The following is a 19,500-nucleotide window of genomic DNA, read 5'->3' as shown; positions in this document are numbered from 1 at the left end:
CGGCGTTCGATACGCCCATGGATCAACGAGGACCCCAACGTAGCCGCTCGCGCGGACACCTCGGCCCGCCCCGAGGGGTTCGGGGCGGGCCGAGGTGATCGAAGCGGTCCGAAGTGTTACGCGTCGACCGTCTCGTCCGGCTTCGCCTCCGGCTCCGGTGCCTCGGGCGCCTTCGGCTCCGGCTTGTAGCAGAGCTTCAGCAACAGCGCGGCGTTCGCCACCCCGACGCCGGCGGCGAACAGCGCCGGACGCAGGCCGGATCGCCGGCGGCCGACCAGGGCGTCGATCGAGTACTTGCCGTTGCCGAGCGCGGCCAGCGCGACCGCGGCGCCGCCGACCACGGCGGTGTACTCCCAGCCGCCCTTGAACACGAAAAAGCCCTTGCCCTTGTGGTCGGTCGCGGCGGCGACGCTCATCAGCCCCACCGTGGCCGCCGACGGCAGCGGGTTGGCCACGCCGAGCACGATGCCGACGCCGGCCGCCATCTCGGTCCCGGCCGCGAGGCGCGCATGCACCTCGGCGGGCTGGAGACCGAGCGACTCGAACCAGCCGGTGGTGCCGGCGAGGCCGCCGGGGCCGGCGACCTTGTTGTAGCCGTGCGCGAACAACATCGGGCCGAGCGTGGCCCGAAGCACCAACGCCGCCACGTCCCGACCCTCGGCCGCCACCGGGGCCTTCTTCTTCCTGCCGAACATCGCCCACCTCATCAGCTGACACATCGTCACATCTCAGTAGGCAACCTACCTGTCGCGAAACGCGCACCGAAACGGGGTCGGCGCCCTCGGCCCCGTTCGCGAATGGGCCACGTTCCCACCAGCCATCCTCAAACGCCGGACGGGCTGATGGGGTCGGCCACGTCCACAGGCAAGCCCATCTCGGCTCACCGTCCTCAAACGCCGGACGGGCTGGTGTGCTCACCCTCGACCGCAACCAACCCATGCTCGGCTCACCGTCCTCAAACGCCGGACGGGCTGAAGCACTCGGCCGCATCCGTAAAAAACCAAGTCACCCCCCCCCGCAGCCGAACCCCCGAACGCCACCAAAACCAGCCCGTCCGGCGTTTGAGGACGCCAAGCGGGCACGGGCCCACGCACGACCGGGGCCAGACCCCAATCAGCCCGTCCGGCGTTTGAGGACGGCAAGCGGGCACCTGGCCCATCCGCGACCGGGCCAAGCGCACCGGCCAGGGGCCGGGCTCGACCCGAGGCGACGGCTCAGCCGGAGGCGACCGGCGCGACCGTGGCGGCCTCGCCGTCCGTGGGCCTCGGCACCACCACGGGCGTGCCGTCGCCCGGCGCCCGCAGGATGTCCGCGTCCACGTCGTACAACGCCCGCACCAGCGCCGCGTCCACCACCTCCCGAGGCGGCCCCGACGCAATCACCCGCCCCGCCCGCATCGCGACCAGCACATCCGCGTAGCGCGCCGCCGACGCCAGATCGTGCAGCACCATCACCACCGTGCGCCCACCCGCGGCCACCCGCCGAACCAGCCCCAACACCTCGACCGCGTGCCCGAGATCGAGCGCCGAGGTCGGCTCGTCGAGCAACATCACCGGCGCCTCCTGCGCGATCACCATCGCGACCCAACAGCGCTGCCGCTGCCCGCCGGAGAGCCGATCGAGCCGCCGATCGGCCAACGAGAGCACGCCGGTGGCGGTCAACGCCTCCCGGCAAACCCGCTCGTCCTCGCGCGACCACTGGCGGAACAGACCCTGGTGCGGATGCCGCCCATACCGCACCAGGCCGGACACCGTGACCGCCTCCGGCGCCTGCGGATTCTGCGGCAACAGGCCCACGCGGTGCGCGGCCTGACGCGGCTTCAGCCCCCAGATGTCCGCGCCGCCGACCGCGACCCGACCCGACTCCGGCCGGTGCAGGCGCGCGATCGAGCGCAGCAGCGTCGATTTCCCGCAGCCGTTCGGCCCGACGATCGCGACCACCGTGCCCGAGGCGACGGAAAGGTCGACGCCCGACACCGCACGATGGCCCGGGTATCCGGCATGCAGATCTTCCACGAGCAGTTCCATGGGCGGACCTCCCGGCCGTACACAGCATATGTAAGGCGAGGCTAACCTAATCGAACCGGCTCGCGGCACCGGTGCCCCCCGGTCAGCGGTTGGTCAACTCCGGGAACCACCGGGCGCCGACCCGTCCGGCGCGGTCCGCGAACAGCAGCGCGTCCGTCCCGTGCCAAGCGAGCGCGGCCACCGGCGCCGAGACGTGCCGGCGCGCGAGCGGGGTGGCCGCCTTGCGCGCCGACCCCGCCCGTACATCCCACACCACAAGCATCCCGTCACCCCCCGACGTGGCCAACAGACCGCCACCGGCCGGCCGCCACCGCGGCGCGCACGCCCGAGGTTGCGCGGGCAGCCGACGCGGGCGCGGGCGTACCCGGCCGCCTCGGGCGGCGAGATCCCATACGGTCAGCCCGGCCCGGTCCTCGACCGCGAGCCGGCCGCCGCCCGCGTCGAGGGCGAGCCCGACGGCGGGCAGGTCGCCGACCGAATCCAGGTCCTCGTGCGTGCCGCCGGCCCCGCGCACCTGCACCCCCGGCACGTCGCCCGCCGCACACAACCAGGCCCCGCCCGGCGTACCGGCCAACAGCCGCACCGGGATCGGCCACGTCCACACATTCGTGCGACCGCGCGGTCCGTACATGTGCACCTCGCCGCCGAGCGCGACCGCGAGCCCGCCCCCGTCGACCCAGACCACGTCGTCCACCCGCACCCGCCCGTCCACGGCGCGCCACGACTCGGTCCCGGTGCCGGGCGCGTACACCCGTACGACGCCGCCGAAGGACACCGCGCAACGACCGTCCGCGGACCACGCGCAGCGGGCGGGCAGGCCCGGCGTCCGCAACACCAGGGCGCCGTCGGTGACCCGCCACAGGGCGTAGCCGGTGGGCCCGGCGAGGGCGACCACGGAGCCGTCCGGCGAGAATTCGGCCCGGTACACCCCGCCCGGCACCACGATCCGGGCCAGGAATCGCCCAGTCGCCGCGTCGAGGAGACGCACCCCGCCGGCGACCCCCGCGACCACACACAACCCTCCCGCGATCGCGACGTCGGACGGTACGTCGTCGATCCCGTGCTCCCAGCCAAGCCCCGTACGTGTCGCCATGACGGTCATCGCGGCCCCCTTGTTCGCGGGCCGATCCTCGCGCGCTCGTGTTTCGTCCAGGAAAACTCTCACGCGGGAAACTCCCGTCCCGAAGCCGGTTTCCCCGTGTTCGCCGCGTCTGCTAGTAAGACGACCGGACCTGTTCACCGATGGATCGGATCACACCGTTGAGGACCCTCGCAGACATGGCGCCGATCACAACGGACATGGCGGGCGCCAGTGGGAACGAGCCCACCATCTTCGTCGCGGGCTTGGTCCTCGTCGCAGCCGGCGCCCTGTTGGCACTCGCGGGCCGCCGCCGATTCGCAGACGACGGAGAAGAGATGGAGGACGAGTACGACGAGGAGCCAATCAAGGACCTCCCAATATCAACCACACCCACCGAAACAACCACCAACGCGGCACAATCGAAGGAAAGTTCCCCCACCACAAAGAATCCCGAACCCAAAACGCCCCCGAACACCCCCGAACCAAAGCCGAGTTCCACACCCCCGAAGCCCACACCCAAGCCCGCCACCAAAACCACGCCGGCAATCACGCAAACCTCGGCAGTTTCGGACCCCGCACCCAAAACAACCCCGGCACACAAAGCCACAACGGCCGACACCACCACGAAGCAAGGCCCGAAGCCCGAGCCCACACCCGACGAAAGCACCACACCCGAACCGGCAGCGCCACCGGCATCGGCACCGGCACCCACCGCCAACACTCCCTCAACCCCCGACCCCGAACCGCAGCCCCATCCCAAGTCCGCCGCCGAACGCAAGCCCGATCCCGACACCGGCCCCGCAGCCTCCGCAGCCCCCAAGCCGCCCCCGGCGCCGACAACAAACACCGACCCCGACCCCGAACCGGCACCGGACTCCACCCCCGAGGCGGGCGGCGTTCGCAATGCCGACGAACTCTGACGGCGACGCCCCGCCGGTTGGTGTTTCGGCGCGCCGTCGTCGGTCAGGTGTCGTTTTCTTCGGCGAGGTGCCGGTGGATCAGCCTCAGCAGTCAAACACCGACCAGCAGATGTCGTTGCGCAATCGCTGATCGTCGAGTACGAGCTCGCGAATCGCCTCCGGGAGCCGATCGCGCTGCCACTGGCACTCGAGTCGTCCCGCGGCCTCACTCTCGTCTTCTGGCGCGGCAGCGCGTGCGGCCTTGATCGCATATGCAGCCGCTCCGAGTTCGTGCGCGGCGACGTGCGCAACGACTGCGGCCTGACCGGCGGCGTAAGCGGCATGCCGTGCTGCGCCACGCAGGTCTCGAGCGGCGCCCATTGCATGGCCGCCCGCCGCGCGGGCCTGCATCATCTTGACCTCGCCACGCACCCAGGCGCGGGCATGCTCGATCGCCTGGCGCGGTCGTGGGTCCTGAGGCCGAGCCGACTCGAAGAGGTCAAGGACGTGCTCCGCGCAGGCTGCCGCCCACAGGGCGAGGAGATGGTGATCCGAATCGGTGAGGGTCCCACCACGGCGGATCGTCACGAAGCGAGGGTCTCCGACCTTCGGGAGGATCATGGTGGGCCTCCTTCCTGGCGGCATCCGCCCCACACCCGAGCATGCGCATCCGCGACCGTGCACCCGGAGCGAAGCCTGCAAACCCGCTGGTCGATCCGCAAGCTCGGCTACCGATTCCCGGCCGGACGAGACGAGTTCCCACTCGCCGACCACCTCGCCCACGGCCGCGCGGGCGGCGACGAGAGCCTATGGGGAGAGTTGTCGACCGCTCGTGGGTGGCCGCGCGAGGTCGTGTGGATCCGCGTGAGGGCATCCTCGGTGACCAGCCGGCCCGGACGCCCCCGGCTCCGCCCGCAGCATCCGCCCACCGGGCTCCTCGCAGCGCTCGCCGCCACGGCGCCCTGGAACAAGCCATCACGTCGGTGCCCCCCACCGCGCCCCCACCCCGACCCGGCTCACCGCACCCACCGGCCCCGTCGACTCACCCGCGCGCAACGCCGCCCGTGCGCGCGACGCCGCCCGTGTGTGCGGTCTCGCCCGTTGTGTCGTCCGGTTCGCGGCGGGGCCATTCGCGGCCCTCCGTGCTCTCGACCGCGCGGTTGAAGCGGGTCAGGACCTCGAACAGTTCGCGGCGTTCGCCCTCGTCCCAGGATGCCAATACACGTTCCAGGCCCCGGCAATGGCCGGTGCGTTCCGCCGCCAGGTGTTCGGTGCCCGCCTCGGTGATGCGCAGTTTGCGGGCCAGGCCGCCGTCCGGGTCCGCGATGCGCTCGGCGTCGCCTGCCCGCAGGAGTGCGGCCACCTGACGGTTCACCGTCGAGGTGTCGAGCCGAAACGCTTCTGCCAGCGCGCCGATCGTCATCGGTCCCTCGACCTCCAGGCGAGTCAGCAGCAGGTAGGCCGACCGCTCCATGCCGTCGCCCCGCCGCTTGCCCATGACGTGGTGCCGAGCGATCAGCATCAGCTCCCGCTCGATGCCTTCCAACACATCCACTCCCGCCTTCACACCCGATGCGCCGTGTACGACCCTAGCGCCGGGCCCAGGCAATGTGCACGATACACATCATGTGTATCGTGCACATTCATTGACCGCGGCAATCATTCCGCCGCTGCCGGCACCCCAGCCCCACACACGCCCTACGCACGCACGCCCTACGCCACAAGTCCCAGGAGGCAGTCAGTGACCGGTTCGAGCGGCATACCGAAGCCGAGCCCGGCGGGTGCGGGCGCAGGCGCAGGTGCAGGCGCCGATGCAGGCGTCCTCCCCCATCCGCCCGCCGCCGTGGATCGCGCCGGCCGGGTCGTGGCCGTACTCGCCTTCTGCGGCGTCGTCGTCGCGCTGATGCAGACCCTCGTCGTCCCGCTGCTGCCGAACCTGCCCCGGATGCTCGACACCTCGCCCGCCGACGCCTCCTGGGTGGTCACCGCCACTCTGCTGTCGGGGGCGGTCTGCACACCCGTGATGGGGCGCCTCGGCGACATGTTCGGCAAACGCCGGATCCTGGTCGTCAGCCTCGGCCTGATGGTCGCCGGCTCGGTGTTGTGCGCGTTGTCCGACTCGCTGCTCCCGATGGTGGGCGGTCGGCTCCTCCAGGGCGCGTCGTTCGGCGTGATCCCGCTCGGTATCAGCATCATGCGCGACGAACTCCCGCCCGCGAAGCTGGGTTCCTCGATCGCGCTGATGAGCGCGACGCTCGGCATCGGCGGCGCGATCGGACTGCCGGTGGCCGCGTTGATCGCGCAGAACGCCGACTGGCACATGATGTTCTGGGCGGCCGGCGCGATCGGCGCGCTGGACATCGTCCTCGTACTGCTCCTGGTGCCCGAGTCGCCGATCCGGCTGCCGGGACGATTCGACTTCGCCGGCGCGGGTGGCCTGTCCATCGGACTCGTCGCCCTGCTGCTCGCCATCACCAAGGGCGCCGACTGGGGCTGGGGCAGCGCCGTCACGCTCGGTCTGCTCGGCCTCGCGGTCGTGGTTTTGCTCGGCTGGGGATGGCTCGAACTACGCACCGCGCAGCCGCTTGTCGACCTGCGCGTCTCGGCCCGCCCTCAGGTGCTCTTCACCAACCTTGCCTCGATCGTGGTCGGTTTCGCGATGTTCGCCCAGTCGCTGGTGTTCCCGCAGGTGCTGATGAATCCCGAGAGCACCGGCTACGGGCTGGGCAAGAGCATGGTGGTCGCGGGTCTGTGCATGGCGCCGTCCGGGATCGTGATGATGCTCATCTCGCCGCTGTCCGCCCGGCTTTCGGCCGCCCATGGGCCGAAGGTCTCGCTCCTGGTGGGCACCCTGGTGATCGCGATCGGCTACGCGTGCTCGGTGTTCATGCTCGACGCGATCTGGAAGATCGTCGCGATGGCGGTGCTGTCGGCGGTCGGTGTGGCCCTGGCCTACGCGGCGATGCCCTCGCTGATCATGCAGGCCGTGCCGATCGGCGAGACCGGGTCGGCGACGGGTCTGAACACGTTGATGCGCTCGATCGGGACGTCGACGTCCAGCGCGGTGATCGGCGTCGTGGTCGCGAACCTGACGATGCGTTCGGGTGGGCGGGAGTTCCCCTCCCGCGCCGCGTTCACGACCTCGCTGTGGTTGGGCTGCGGAGCGGCGGTCCTGGGCCTGTGTGTCGCGTTGTTCATCCCCGGACGCAAACCGGTCGAAGCCGCGCAGATCCCGGCGCGAAAGCGCACGGAGGACACCGAGGCCGTGCCGACGGCCACCTGACGGCACATCAATTCCCGTGTCGCGCATGGTCAAACCCGCTCGGGTGACGGATGCTCGTAAGTCTTACCCAGGCGCCGACCACCCCTCCGGGAGATCGTCACCCCTACTCCGCCACTCGACAGGGAGCCCCAATGAGCCTTCCCACCTTCCGCGGATCGCGTACAGCCGTACCCGATTCGAGCTCCGGGAGCACGTGGACCACCACGTCCGAATGGCGACGGCAACCGCTGCCGGTGACCCTCCCCGAGGACTGGCCGGTCCTGGCCGGCGGCCTCGTGGTGGTCGCCGCGCACCCGGAGGACGCGGTGCTCGGGGTGGGCGGATTCATCTCGCGGGCGGTGGCGGGCGGCGCGCCGGTCCGGGTGGTCAGCGTGACCGACGGCGACGCGTCCCATCCGGGCAGCCGCTTACCCGGATCGGTACTGGCCGCCCGACGCATCCGGGAATCCGACCGGGCGTTCGCCACACTGGTCGGCAATCCCGGTGGGGTAGCCCCGGTGGAGGTGATCCGACTGCGCATCCCGGACCGCACGGTCGGCAGCCACGAACGCGACCTGGCGGAGCGGCTGATCCCGCTCGTCGCGGGCTTCGCGCTGTGCGCCACGAACTGGCGCGAGGACGGCTTCGCGGATCACGAGAGCACCGGCCGCGCGGCCGACGCGGCGTGCCGGGAAACCGGCGTCGGGCTGGTCGAGTTCCCGCTGCGGATGTGGCAGTGGGCCCGGCCGGACGACGCCCGGGTGCCGTGGAGCCGGGCACTGCGGGTCGACCTGACCGAGGTGCAACAGGCCCGCAAGGAAAGGGCGTTGTCGTGCCTGGCCTCCCAGATAGCCCCACTGGTCCCGGGCCGCGACGACCGAATCCCCCTGCCCCCGGAAAAACTGGCCTACTTCCGCCGCCCCTTCGAGGTCCTGTTCCGCTGACGCGGCTGGACAGGCCGTACGCACGCCGCCCTCCGGGATAGTCGACCACGCGACCGGCGGGCCCGGAGGACACGGCGGCCACGAGGACACGGCGGACCCGGGCGGCCATGGAGGGCCCGGGCAGACGTGGCAGCCCCATACGATCACGGCGGGCCGCGGCGGTCGCAGCCGCCAGGCGAACCCAGGCGGTCGGAGGATCCGGACGTCCACGGGCGACAGGGCAAACCAAGGCGGCCACGAGAACCAAACGGTCACGGTGATCCGGGTGGTCACGACGGCCATGCGGGCCCGAGCGATCGTCGCGGCCACGGGCACGGCGTGCCTGGTGATCACGACGGGCCCAGGCGGTCGCAGCGGGCCAAGCAGTCGGGTGGTCGCGGCGGTCACGGTTGCCTCAGGCGTCGCGACCGGGCCGCGCTCGTCGTGTCGCGTCGCGCCGCACTCCGCTGCCCATCCGCGTGCGGACGTCCCGCTCTGCGGCAGCACCCGCCCGGCCGCTCGGGCCCGGCTGCGGTACCCGTGCGGCGAGCCCGGCCCGCCCCGCCGGCCCGCACGGTCCCGGGCGGCGCGGGCGACCTCGGCACGCCACTGCGGCCACGGGAGGCGCGATCGGCCGTGCCCGCACGGCGCACCGTACACGGCCCGCGCACCACGCACGCGCCCCGCCGACTCGCACCCGCCGTCCCCATCCGAGCCGGCAGGCGTCAGGCATCAGGCATCAACGTCAGCCCGGGATCATCAACCGTTCACGCAACGAAGCCAGCGTGCGGGCCAGAAGGCGGGACACGTGCATCTGCGAGATGCCGATCCGCTCGCCGATCTGCGCCTGCGTCAGGTTGCCGTAGAACCGCATGACCAGGATCGCCCGCTCACGCTGCGGCAACTCGGCCAGCAGCGGGCGCAGCGCCTCGCGGTACTCGACCAGGTCGAGCGCATGGTCCTCGGAGCCGAGCCGGTCGCCGACCGTCTCCTGCCCGTCCGCGTCCCCGTAGGCGGTCTCGTCCAGCGAGGTCGCGGTGTACACGGTGCAGGCGTCCAACCCCTCCAGCACCTCCTCCTCGGTGATGCACAACCGCTCGGCCAGCTCGCGCGGCGTGGGCGTACGCCCGTGCATCGCGGTCAGCTCGTCGGTGGCCCGCAGCAGCTCGGTACGCAGCTCGCGCAGCCGCCGCGGCACCCGCACCGACCAGGAGGTGTCCCGGAAGAAACGCTTGATCTCGCCGATGATGGTCGGCATCGCGTAGGCCATGAAGCTGCTGCCACGATCCGCCTCGTAGCGGTCGATCGCCTTGATCAGGCCGATCGTGCCCACCTGGACGATGTCTTCGACCGGCTCACCGCGTCGCCGGTAGCGCCCGGCCGCGTGCCGCACCATCGGCAGGTTCAGCTCGACGAGCAGTCCGCGCAGGTACGAGTGGTCCACGGTGCCCGGCTCCAGCGTGGCGAGCCGGGCGAGCATCAGATCGCCGGCCGCCCGGGCCATCGGCGTGGGCAGCCGGGTGACCAGGTGCGGGTGGGCCAACAGGTCGTCGAGATCTACGGTCGGCGCCGGCGGGGGTGCCGCGACGCGGGGTTCCGCGGTCGTGTCGAGGGTGCTCAGGCGCACGGCCATGCAGGGTCTCCCAATCCGGATGGATGGACACCGATAACCCCGAGCGACATCGAGTCTGTGACCTGAAGCACAGGAAGATCAAGAGCCCTCCGGGGGTACGTCCTGAGGTCAGGATCGCGACATGCGGGCTCACCTCGGCAAACGACGGACCGGCGAAACGGAAAAAACGCACGAAAGCAGCCCATACGGCGCAGTGAAAGCGAACATTCGATAATCAAACGTCTGCCAAACGTGTCCGTAAAACGCCACGAACCACCACCCGAATGCTCGGGTGGTGGTTCGTGTGGTTCGGGCCGTTCGAGAAAACGATCGGGTCGGTCCGGGTTTCGATCGACTCCGACCCGCGCCGAAGCGCGAGTGGGACCGGGTCGGCCCCGCCGGGCTCAAGCCGAGGCCCGGCCCGCCCGACCCGGCTCAGCCCAGTTCGAGCAGCAGGTCCCCCGCCTCGACCGAGGACACCTGTCCGATCGCGAGCCGGGCCACCGTGCCCGCGCTCTGCGCCGTGATCGACGCCTCCATCTTCATCGCTTCGATGGTCGCCACCGTGCCGCCGGCCTCGACCTCGTCGCCCACGGCCACCTGGAGGGTGACCACGCCGCTGAACGGCGCGGCCACGTGCTTCGGGTTCTCCGGGTTGGCCCGCTCGCTCTCCGGACGCGCCGGCTTGACCGAGCGGTCGCGCACCGAGAGCACCCGGGGCTGGCCGTTCATCCGGCAGTACACGGTGCGGAAGCCGCGCTCGTCGGCCTCGCCGACCGCCTCGACCGCGAGGTAGAGCGACACCCCCGTGGCCAACTTGATGGCCAGTTCCTCGCCCTGGACCAGGCCGTACAGGAACGGCACGGTCGGCACCGCGGAGACGTCGCCGTACAACCGCTCGGCCTCGTCGTAGTCCCGGGCCGGCCCGGGGAACAGCAGCCGGTTGAGCGTCTCGCGCAGCCGGTCGCCGTCCAGCGCGGCGTCCTGCTCCGGGGTCAGCTCCACCGTGCGGGTCGAGCTTGCCGTGCGGCCCGCGAGGGCACGGGTGCGGAACGGCTCCGGCCAGCCGCCGGGCGGGGTGCCCAGCTCGCCCTGGAGGAAGCCGATCACCGAGTCGGGCACGTCGAACGCGCCCGGGTCGGCCTCGAACTTGGCCGGGTCCGCGCCCACCGCGCTCAGGTGCAGGGCCAGGTCGCCGACCACCTTGCTGGACGGGGTGACCTTGACGATGTTGCCGAGGATCCGGTTCGAGGCCGCGTAGGCGTCCTCGATGTCCTCGAACTTGTGGCCCAGGCCCAGCGCGATCGCCTGCTGACGCAGGTTGGACAGCTGGCCACCGGGGATCTCGTGCCGGTACACCCGCCCGGTCGGCGCGGGCAGCCCCGACTCGAACGGCGCGTAAGCCTCGCGCACCGCGGCCCAGTAGGGCTCCAGGGCGCACAGCGCGTCCAGGGACAGGCCGGTGGCCCGCTCGGTGTAGTCGGTCGCGGCCACGATCGCGGACAGCGGCGGCTGGCTGGTGGTACCGGCCAGCGCGGCCGCGGCGCCGTCGATCGCGTCCACACCGGCCTCGACCGCGGCCAGGTAGGTGGCGAGCTGCCCGCCTGCGGTGTCGTGCGTGTGCAGGTGTACCGGCAGGTCGAAGCGCTCGCGCAGCGCGCCGATCAGGGTCCGGGCGGCGGGCGCGCGGAGCAGGCCGGCCATGTCCTTGACGCACAGCACGTGTACGCCGGCCTCGACCAGCTGCTCGGCGAGCCGCAGGTAGTAGTCCAGCGTGTACAGCTTCTCGCCCGGGTTGGACAGGTCGCTCGTGTAGCAGAGCGTGCCCTCGGCGATCGCGTGCGTGCCCAGGATGGCCTCGATCGCCGGTCGCATCGCCTCGACGTCGTTGAGCGCGTCGAAGATGCGGAAGATGTCGATGCCGGTGCGGGCCGCCTCCTCGACGAACTTCACGCACACCTTGTCCGGGTACGGCGTGTAGCCGACCGTGTTGCGTCCGCGCAGCAACATCTGGATGTTGAGGTTGGGCATGCCCTCGCGCAGCGCCGCGAGCCGCTGCCACGGGTCCTCCTTGAGGAAGCGCAGCGCGACGTCGTAGGTCGCCCCACCCCACGCCTCGACGCTCAGCAACTCCGGCGTCAGGCGCGCCACATAGGGCGCCGCGGCGGCGAGGTCGTAGGTGCGGACCCGGGTCGCGAGCAGCGACTGGTGCGCGTCGCGGAAGGTGGTGTCGGTGACCGCGAGCGCGCTCTGCTCGCGCAGCGCCCGAGCGAAACCGGCCGCGCCCAGCTCCAGGAGCCGGTCCCGGCTGCCCGAGGGCAGCTCGCCGGCGGGCAGTTCGGGGAACTTGGTGTGCGGCACCGCGATGCTCGGCGTCGGACCGTACGGGCGGTTGACCGTGACGTCGGCCAGGTAGGCGAGCAGGCGGGTGCCGCGGTCGGCGCCGGGGCGCGAGCGCACCAGCTCGGGGTGCTCGTCGATGAACGAGGTGGTGATCCGTCCGTCGCGGAAGGCCGGGTCGTCCAACACGGCCTGCAGGAACGGGATGTTCGTGGCCACGCCGCGGATGCGGAACTCGGCCACCGCGCGCCGGGCCCGGTTGACCGCGTCGCCGAAGGTCCGGCCCCGGCAGGTCAGCTTGACCAGCATCGAGTCGAAGTAGGGCAACACTTCGGCGCCGGTGTAGGTGCCGCCGTCGAGCCGCACGCCCGCGCCGCCCGGCGAGCGGTAGGCGGACACCGTGCCGGTGTCGGGGCGGAAGTCGGCCGAGGGGTCCTCGGTGGTGATCCGGCACTGCAACGCGGCGCCCTGGATCCGGATCTCGCTCTGCACCAGGCCGAGGTCGGTCAGGCTCGCGCCGGCGGCGACGCGCAGCTGGGCCTGGACCAGGTCGATGCCGGTGATCTCCTCGGTGACCGTGTGCTCGACCTGGATGCGCGGGTTCATCTCGATGAACACGTAGCGACCGCGCTCGTCGAGCAGGAACTCCACGGTGCCCGCGTTGCGGTAGCCCACGGCCTCGGCGAAGCGCACCGCGTCGGCGCAGATCCGGTCGCGCAGTTCGGGGTCGAGGTTGGGCGCGGGGGCGATCTCGACAACCTTCTGGTGCCGTCGCTGCATCGAGCAGTCGCGCTCGTACAGGTGCACCACGCCGCCGTCGGCGCCGGCCAGGATCTGTACCTCGATGTGGCGCGGGCGGATGACGGCCTCTTCGAGGAAGACCGTCGGGTCGCCGAACGCGGTCTGCGCCTCGCGCATCGCGGTCTCGATCGAGGAGCGCAGGTCCTCGCGCCGGTCCACCTTGCGCAGCCCGCGCCCGCCACCGCCGGCGGCGGCCTTGACGAAGATCGGGAAGCCGATCTCGTCGGCCGCGGCCACCAACGCGTCCACGTCGTCCTGCGGCGGCGCGGTGTGCAGGGTGGGCAGCCCGGCGCCCTTGGCCGCCTCCAGCGCGCGCACCTTGTTGCCCGCGAGCGAGAGCACCGCGGCCGAGGGGCCGACGAAGGTGATCCCGTTGGCCTCGCACGCCTCGGCGAGCAGCGGGTTCTCGGACAGGAAGCCGTAGCCGGGGTAGATCGCGTCGGCGCCGCACGCGATCGCTGCGCCGACGATGGTGTCCACGTCGAGGTAGGCGCGCAGCGGGTGTCCGCGCTCGCCGATCTCGTAGCTCTCGTCCGCCTTCTGCCGATGCAGGGAGTGACGGTCCTCGTACGCGTAGACGGCGACCGTGGTGATGTCGAGCTCGGTGGCGGCGCGCAGGGCGCGTACGGCGATTTCGCCGCGGTTGGCCACCAACAGCTTACGGATCACGAGCTGCGTACCTCCTTGCCCGGGGTGTCCGGGTGCGGGGGAAATCGGACGGGTACCTCGAGACGACGAAGTGCCGGGCCCTGGGTGGAGTCTCGGCAACGGGTCGAACCCTGCGTGACTTTAGGACACGTGTGCAGGTGCCCCGCAGGCCCGGTCCACATGCCGGGCACGGCGGGCGGACCGGGATTCCGTGTCCCACCTGGGGATATCGGGTTCATCGGGGCGGGTGTGACCTTGCTCGCAGCCCGCATCGCGAGACATTTCGACCCGAACGGCGGGGGCGGGCGGGCGTGTCGGCGTGGGCCCGGTCGCGGCTCGGTCGCGGCCCGATCGCACCGTCGGCCGGGACATGGCGGATCAAATGTCGGATCATGCGGGAGGCCGGGGACAACCCGGGAGTCGAGCCGGGGACGACCCGGGAAACGGGAACGGGGAACGCCGTGAGGGTTCGGATGGGCGTGGCGGTCGTGGTCGCGGCCGTCGTGCTGCCGCTGGCCGGGTGCGACGACGGCGACGGGGGCGGTACGAAGGCGGCCGGGGACAAGGGCGCGAGTCCGGCCGCGAGCGGCGGCACCGGTGCGAGCGGCGACCTGCGGGCGGTGGACGCGTGCTCGATCCTGACCGCCGACCAGGTCTCGCAGGCGCTGGCGCTGCCGGGCCTGAAGGCCGCGCAGAATCCGCTGGGCTGCGACTACGCGGCGGCCGACGGCACCCCGGTGGTCAGCACGATCGCCACGCGCTCCAAGGCGGGCGGGGTGGACAAGGCGCTGGAGGCATACCTGGGCACGCTGGGCGACGCGCGCACCGAGAAGGTGGCGGGGGTGGGCGACGCGGCGGTCTACGTGCAGCCCGACACCATCGGCGGCGTACTGGTCGTCGCGGCCCGGCGAGGCGACGAGACGGCGGTGTTCTCGCTGAACGCGGGCGGCGGCGACCCGCCGCCGAGCAAGGAGCAGTTGGTGTCGCTGGCGAGGCTGGCGGTGGCGAAGATGTGAGGGAAGGGGCTGGGGGAGCCGACCCGCCGACCGTTGCGCTGTGATCACGATCGTGCGCGTACAGTTACCCATCGTTCGATGGTACGGGTTGCGGGCGGTCCGGGGAACGACGGCGAATCGTCATATCGTGTACGGATATTGACCCTCCGTCATCTTCGCGCCGGCTTCGCGGGCCGGTGGGTTCGCCCGGGCCCTCATACCCCGTGCGGAGGGACCAATGTCACGACTGATTCCGGCGTCGACGAGCACATGATGGGCAGGGGAGTTGTATGACCCTGGCGCGATGAGGGATGGGCCGGGCAGACGGCGCCGATGGGTACTTACCTTTCACGCTCTTCATGCCCTTCACGCCCTTCACGCCTTTCGTGTCCCTCGTACCCTCCGCACCCTCCGTACCCTTCGATCCGGGAGCGACGACGTGAGTGATCTGCTGACCACCCCCGGCCCGCGGCTGGACCGCTTCGAGCGCGACGCCGTGCCGTTCCTGGAGCCGCTCTACCCGGCCGCGTTGCGGATGACCCGCAATGCCTCCGATGCCGAGGACCTGGTCCAGGAGACGTTCACCAAGGCGTACGCGTCCTTCCATCAGTTCCGCGACGGCACCAATCTCAAGGCTTGGCTGTATCGGATCCTCACCAACACCTTCATCACCTCCTACCGCAGAAAGCAGCGGCAGCCGGTGGTGTCGACCACGCAGGAGATCGAGGACTGGCAGCTGTACCGGGCCGCCTCGCACGAGTCGACGGGGTTGCGTTCGGCGGAGCTGGAGGCGCTGGACCACCTGCCGGACTCGGACGTGGTGGCCGCGTTGCGGGCGCTGCCCGAGGAGTTCCGGGTGACGGTGTACCTCGCGGACGTCGAGGGCTTTCCGTACAAGGAGATCGCCGCGTTCACGAAGGTGCCGCTGGGCACGGTGATGTCGCGCCTGCACCGGGGGCGGCGGCGGTTGCGCGAGGCGTTGGCGGACTACGCGCGCGAGCGTGGGTTCGTCGTCGCGGCGTAGTCCGCCCCTGTGGGCCCGGTCCGTGCCGATGTGGCTACAGGTGGCCGGTGTGGCTACAGGTGCTTGAGGATCTCCGGCAGCAGGTCGTGGTACGTGTTGCCCTTGGCGGCCCGGCCGATCGCGGTGGCCTGCCAGCCGTCGGCCACGCGGGCCAGCTTGACCATGATCTGCGCGTCGTGGCCGCCGTGTTCGGACAGTTCGTAGCGCACGATCTCGCTGTCGTCGTGCTCGTCGACGAGCCGGCAGTAGGCGTTGGCGACTCGCGAGAAGGCGTGGCTGGAGTCGGCGCTGACCGTGAAGACCAGTGCCGTCACGCGCGGCGACAGCGCGGCGAGGTCGACGATGATCGACTCGTCGTCGCCGTCGCCCGCGCCGGTGGTGTTGTCGCCGGTGTGCGTGACGGCGCCGTCCTTGGAGACCAACTGCCGCGGCCACACCGTGTCGACGAGGTGGTGGTCGGCGTCGAACAGCAGGCAGGACGCGTCGAGGTCGACGCCGGTGAGCGCCTGCAGACCCGGGCGCAGCCCCTTGTGCTTGACCGCGTCCCAGCCCAGCCCCATCCGGACCCGCGCGGCCGAACCGGCCTCGCCCTTGCCGATGGTGACGCTCTCCCCCTGTGCGAGAACGACCGTCATCGCAAACTCCCCTCTACGGTGGTTCCCCGATTGCGCCGGCCCGTCCCGAGACGGGCCGCGTCTGGCTGGAGAGCATCCTAGGGCGAGTGGATCAGTCCGGCGGCGCGAGTGTGTCGTTCGCTCCGAGTCGAGGGATATCCGGTATGGGTCGGCCAAGGGTCGGTCAGGCCGTGCTGCCCGGTCGGGGCGTGCTGGACGTGGTGCCGCGGTCGGGGATCTCGATCACCTCGGCGGCGGGCGGCGCGGTCACCTTCACCGGGACGTCGAAGTCGCCGTAGCTGATCGAGCCGCTGCTCTTGTTGCCCTTGCCACCCTTGGACACGATCAGCACCGGGTAGGGCTTGCCGCCCTGGGCCTCGATGTAGACCTTGCCGTCGTCGCGTCCGGGCGGGCCGGTGAGCGGGATCATCCGCCGGTTGTTGATCGTCTCGATGGGCAGCTTGACGCCGTCCTCGGGGAAATCCTTGAGCGCCGCGCCCGGGTCGGCCACGGTGGTGATGTTGCGCACTCCGCGCAGCTTCTCGCTGTTGGCGTCGCCCTTGAGCCACTTCCCGGCGAGCAGCTTGGCGGCGAGTTCGCCGTCCACCGTGCCGACCAGCGAGCGGTACGCCTGTTCGTCGCCCCGGACGTACATGGCGTCGCCGATCCGACGCACCTCCAGGCGTACGTCGTTCTGCTCGATGGTGCCCTGGAAGTCCTCGCTGCCGCGGTCCACCTTGAGGTCCAGCTTGATCGCCTTGCCGTCGGAGACGATGTCCGCGACGACGTGCACGGTCTTGATGTTGGCGGCCGACTGCTTGGCGCGGCGCGCGAGTTCGCCGACGTCCAGGTCCTCGTTGCGCACGGTCTCGTCGAGCCCGGACGAGGCGCTGTCGGTGACCGGCGCGGTCGGCGTGCTCTTCTCGATGGTGGACAGGGGACTCGACTCGCTGCCACAAGCACTCAACGCCGCGAGCGATATGCACACCGCCACCACGGCCCCGACCCGGAGTCTCCCCACACGATTGCGACGCACACCCACTCCTAGCTCCACCGAACGAACCCCACCCGACAACCTTGCCCCTCTGACGCCCCACTCCGCGTTCAGGTTCCCCACCCGCCACGCTAGGGCCCGCGCCGGAACCTGTCGTGGGGGAACCCCTTGCGTCCACACGACACCGACACCGACACCGACGCCGTCTCCGACTCGGGGGGGTGGTCACCGGGGGAACACCCGGCGTGGCACGGGCCGATCACGGTGAGCGGCCGGTGTCCCGAGGGTGTCCGGGTGTCCCGTCCCGGCAAAGGTCACCCAGCAGGCGTCGCGACGTGTGGGCCGGAGGGGCGGCGCGGTCGCCGCGACCGGGGGTCACGCGATACCTCGCGGGTCGCGGATCGGGCCGTGGTCCTCGTCGTGGTCCCTGGTCAGCGCGGCCAGGAGTTCGGGGTCCGAGTAGACCTCGGCGGTGTGTCGCCACGCGGTGAGCAGTTGGGCAGCCGAGGCGTTGTTGCCGAGGGAGTCGGCGGCACGCATCGTGTCGACCAGTTCGACGGCGAAGGCGTGGACGTCGGATTCCGGCAGGAGACGCACCCAGGGGAAGGCATCCGGCAACACATCGAGAAGCAAGGCCGTGCTTCCCGGTTCCCGGCGCGCAAGCGCGGTCAGTATCCGCGTGGCCGCCGACACCACACTCTGGTCCTGCTCGACCCGGGTCGCCGTGGTGAGGACCAGATCCTCGCCATCTCTCCGGTGTAGGAGCAGCCGCGGCGATTCGTCGAGCAGGGCAAGCGTCTGCTTGTTCTTGTTCACCAGTTCGGAGAAGTTCACCGCAGCGTTTTCGGGAGCCACGACTTTGAAACTACTTTGAAAGTCGGCGCTCGTCGTCACCCGAAAGCGTGGATCGGCGCGGGTGACGTACGAACGTGGCGATGCGGGACTCCGAGGTGGGGCTTCCCGACGAGGCGGGTCTGTTGCCCGGCGGAGGAGCGGCCGGGGGTAAGGGGTCGGGTCGAGTCGAGTCCGCCGGATTGCCTGCCCAAGGGGGTCGGGTGTTTCCGGCGGGCGTTGCGCCTTGGCGTGCGGGTGACCGGTGCGGGGCGGGTCGGAGTCGGTGGTGGGCCGCCGCCGGCGTGCGGGGCTCCGAGACCCCGAGCTTCGGGCGAGACAAGCGCATTGCTCGGCGGAAAAGCGGCCGGCAGCGGCGGGCAGGTGAGGAGTCGGGGTCGAGTCCGCCGGGTTGCTTTTTCGAGGGGTCGGGCACTTCCGGCGAGCGTCACGCTTATGGTTGCGGGTGCCGGTCCGGGGCGGCCCGGAGTCGTGGGGTCGGCCGCCGCCGGAGTGCGGGGCTCCAAGACCCCGGGCTTCCGGCGAGACAAGCGCATTGCTCGGCGGAAAAGCGGCCGGCAGCGGCGGGCAGGGTGAGGGGCCGAGTCGAGTCCGCCGGGGAGCCTTCACGAGGGGGTTGGGGTGGTGTTTTCGTGGTGCGCTGGGCGTGTGGGTGACGGACGGTTCACGAACCCGGACGGCGCGGGGTGCCCCAATCTCGGCGCGAGAGAAAACCCCAGGTCAGCAGGAAAAGCAGTTGCTTGGAGGGCCTCGGGATCCGGTTACGGCCTCCACTGGGCACTTTCGGTTTCCTCAACGGCCTCTGCGAGGTCGCAGCATACGAAGCTGACTGCGACTGCACAGTTTCGGTCTCCACACCGGCATTGAGGGCGTCGGAGCACACGAAACCGGCACTCGACGCCCGACTTCGCCCGCCGAGCACGCGAAACCGCAGGTCACCGAAACCTCGAAGCCCACAACCACCCACCGAGATCCGGTTCCGAACCCCCAACCCTCCCGCAAACGCCCCTCGAAACCCCCCGACCCACTCGGGAAGGCTCCTCGACGGACCAACTCGACCCCTCACCCTGCCCGCCGCTGCCGGCCGCTTTTCCGCCGAGCAATGCGCTTGTCTCGCCGGAAGCCCGGGGTCTTGGAGCCCCGCACGCCGGCGGCGGCCGACCCGTCGACTCCGACCCGCCCCGCACCGGCACCCCCAACCACAAGCGCAACGCCCACCGGAAGTGCCCGACCCCTCGAAAAAGCAACCCGGCAAACCCGATCCGACCCCTCACCCTGCCCGCCGCTGCCGGCCGCTTTTCCGCCGACCAATGCACCTGTCTCGTCGGGCCCCCGGGGTCTTGGAGCCCCGCACGCCGGCGGCGGCCGACCCGTCGACTCCGACCCGCCCCGCACCGGCACCCCCAACCACAAGCGCAACGCCCACCG

The 19,500-nt window shown here is 71.1% G+C and carries 15 protein-coding genes; 5 read left to right on the top strand and 10 right to left on the bottom strand.

Features of this window, described 5'->3' with window-relative positions; all coding sequences use genetic code 11:
• Nucleotides 1-116 precede the first annotated feature (116 nt).
• The 3 genes from ACFXKZ_RS05385 to ACFXKZ_RS05375 all read right to left on the bottom strand — a co-directional run bounded on the left by ACFXKZ_RS05385 (nt 117) and on the right by ACFXKZ_RS05375 (nt 3,120).
• Nucleotides 117-695 carry a DoxX family protein gene (locus tag ACFXKZ_RS05385; protein ID WP_379996612.1) on the bottom strand — a complete coding sequence of 193 codons (579 nt, stop codon included), beginning with the start codon at nt 693-695 and terminating at the stop codon, nt 117-119.
• 519 nt (nt 696-1,214) lie between these two features.
• Nucleotides 1,215-2,027, bottom strand: coding sequence for an ABC transporter ATP-binding protein (locus ACFXKZ_RS05380; protein ID WP_379996610.1), 813 nt, complete (start codon nt 2,025-2,027; stop codon nt 1,215-1,217).
• An 82-nt stretch (nt 2,028-2,109) separates the two neighbouring features.
• Nucleotides 2,110-3,120, bottom strand: a complete 1,011-nt coding sequence (locus tag ACFXKZ_RS05375) for a hypothetical protein (protein WP_379996608.1) — start codon at nt 3,118-3,120, stop codon at nt 2,110-2,112.
• A gap of 185 nt (nt 3,121-3,305) precedes the next feature.
• Between ACFXKZ_RS05375 and ACFXKZ_RS05370 the strand changes: the two genes are divergently transcribed.
• Nucleotides 3,306-4,028, top strand: a complete 723-nt coding sequence (locus ACFXKZ_RS05370; RefSeq protein ID WP_379996606.1) for a hypothetical protein — start codon at nt 3,306-3,308, stop codon at nt 4,026-4,028.
• Nucleotides 4,029-4,112: 84 nt separating this feature from the next.
• Here ACFXKZ_RS05370 and ACFXKZ_RS05365 read toward each other — a convergent pair whose 3' ends face one another.
• Nucleotides 4,113-4,628 carry a putative immunity protein gene (locus ACFXKZ_RS05365; protein ID WP_379996604.1) on the bottom strand — a complete coding sequence of 172 codons (516 nt, stop codon included), beginning with the start codon at nt 4,626-4,628 and terminating at the stop codon, nt 4,113-4,115.
• Nucleotides 4,629-5,049: 421 nt separating this feature from the next.
• A complete protein-coding gene (locus ACFXKZ_RS05360) occupies nt 5,050-5,529 on the bottom strand; it encodes a MarR family winged helix-turn-helix transcriptional regulator (RefSeq protein ID WP_379997314.1) in 480 nt (159 codons plus the stop codon).
• A 321-nt stretch (nt 5,530-5,850) separates the two neighbouring features.
• Here ACFXKZ_RS05360 and ACFXKZ_RS05355 point away from each other — a divergent pair, with 321 nt between their 5' ends.
• The gene (locus tag ACFXKZ_RS05355; RefSeq protein WP_379996602.1) at nt 5,851-7,290 is read left to right on the top strand and encodes an MFS transporter; all 1,440 of its coding nucleotides are present in this window, start codon (nt 5,851-5,853) and stop codon (nt 7,288-7,290) included.
• Nucleotides 7,291-7,421: 131 nt separating this feature from the next.
• Nucleotides 7,422-8,213, top strand: coding sequence for a PIG-L deacetylase family protein (locus ACFXKZ_RS05350; RefSeq protein ID WP_379996600.1), 792 nt, complete (start codon nt 7,422-7,424; stop codon nt 8,211-8,213).
• A gap of 724 nt (nt 8,214-8,937) precedes the next feature.
• Here ACFXKZ_RS05350 and ACFXKZ_RS05345 read toward each other — a convergent pair.
• A complete protein-coding gene (locus tag ACFXKZ_RS05345) occupies nt 8,938-9,825 on the bottom strand; it encodes an RNA polymerase sigma factor SigF (protein ID WP_379996598.1) in 888 nt (295 codons plus the stop codon).
• A gap of 414 nt (nt 9,826-10,239) precedes the next feature.
• On the bottom strand, nt 10,240-13,614 hold the full coding sequence (locus tag ACFXKZ_RS05340) for a pyruvate carboxylase (RefSeq protein ID WP_379996596.1): 3,375 nt from the start codon (nt 13,612-13,614) through the stop codon (nt 10,240-10,242).
• Nucleotides 13,615-14,054: 440 nt separating this feature from the next.
• Here ACFXKZ_RS05340 and ACFXKZ_RS05335 point away from each other — a divergent pair, with 440 nt between their 5' ends.
• Nucleotides 14,055-14,609 (top strand): DUF3558 family protein, encoded by a 555-nt coding sequence (locus ACFXKZ_RS05335; protein WP_379996594.1) that lies wholly within the window; start codon nt 14,055-14,057, stop codon nt 14,607-14,609.
• Nucleotides 14,610-15,027: 418 nt separating this feature from the next.
• A complete protein-coding gene (locus ACFXKZ_RS05330) occupies nt 15,028-15,612 on the top strand; it encodes a sigma-70 family RNA polymerase sigma factor (protein WP_379996593.1) in 585 nt (194 codons plus the stop codon).
• Between the two features lie 53 nt (nt 15,613-15,665).
• Here ACFXKZ_RS05330 and ACFXKZ_RS05325 read toward each other — a convergent pair whose 3' ends face one another.
• The 3 genes from ACFXKZ_RS05325 to ACFXKZ_RS05315 form a co-directional block, all read right to left on the bottom strand.
• Nucleotides 15,666-16,247, bottom strand: a complete 582-nt coding sequence (locus ACFXKZ_RS05325) for a TerD family protein (RefSeq protein WP_379996591.1) — start codon at nt 16,245-16,247, stop codon at nt 15,666-15,668.
• A gap of 163 nt (nt 16,248-16,410) precedes the next feature.
• Entirely contained in the window at nt 16,411-17,262 is an 852-nt protein-coding gene (locus ACFXKZ_RS05320) for a hypothetical protein (protein WP_379996589.1), read from the bottom strand.
• Nucleotides 17,263-17,595: 333 nt separating this feature from the next.
• Nucleotides 17,596-18,075 carry a hypothetical protein gene (locus ACFXKZ_RS05315; RefSeq protein WP_379996587.1) on the bottom strand — a complete coding sequence of 160 codons (480 nt, stop codon included), beginning with the start codon at nt 18,073-18,075 and terminating at the stop codon, nt 17,596-17,598.
• Nucleotides 18,076-19,500: the final 1,425 nt, after the last annotated feature.

The organism is Embleya sp. NPDC059237 (genome assembly GCF_042754105.1).
In the GTDB taxonomy this organism is placed as follows: Bacteria; Actinomycetota; Actinomycetes; order Streptomycetales; family Streptomycetaceae; genus Embleya.
This window is presented reverse-complemented; position numbering and strand designations above follow the sequence as displayed.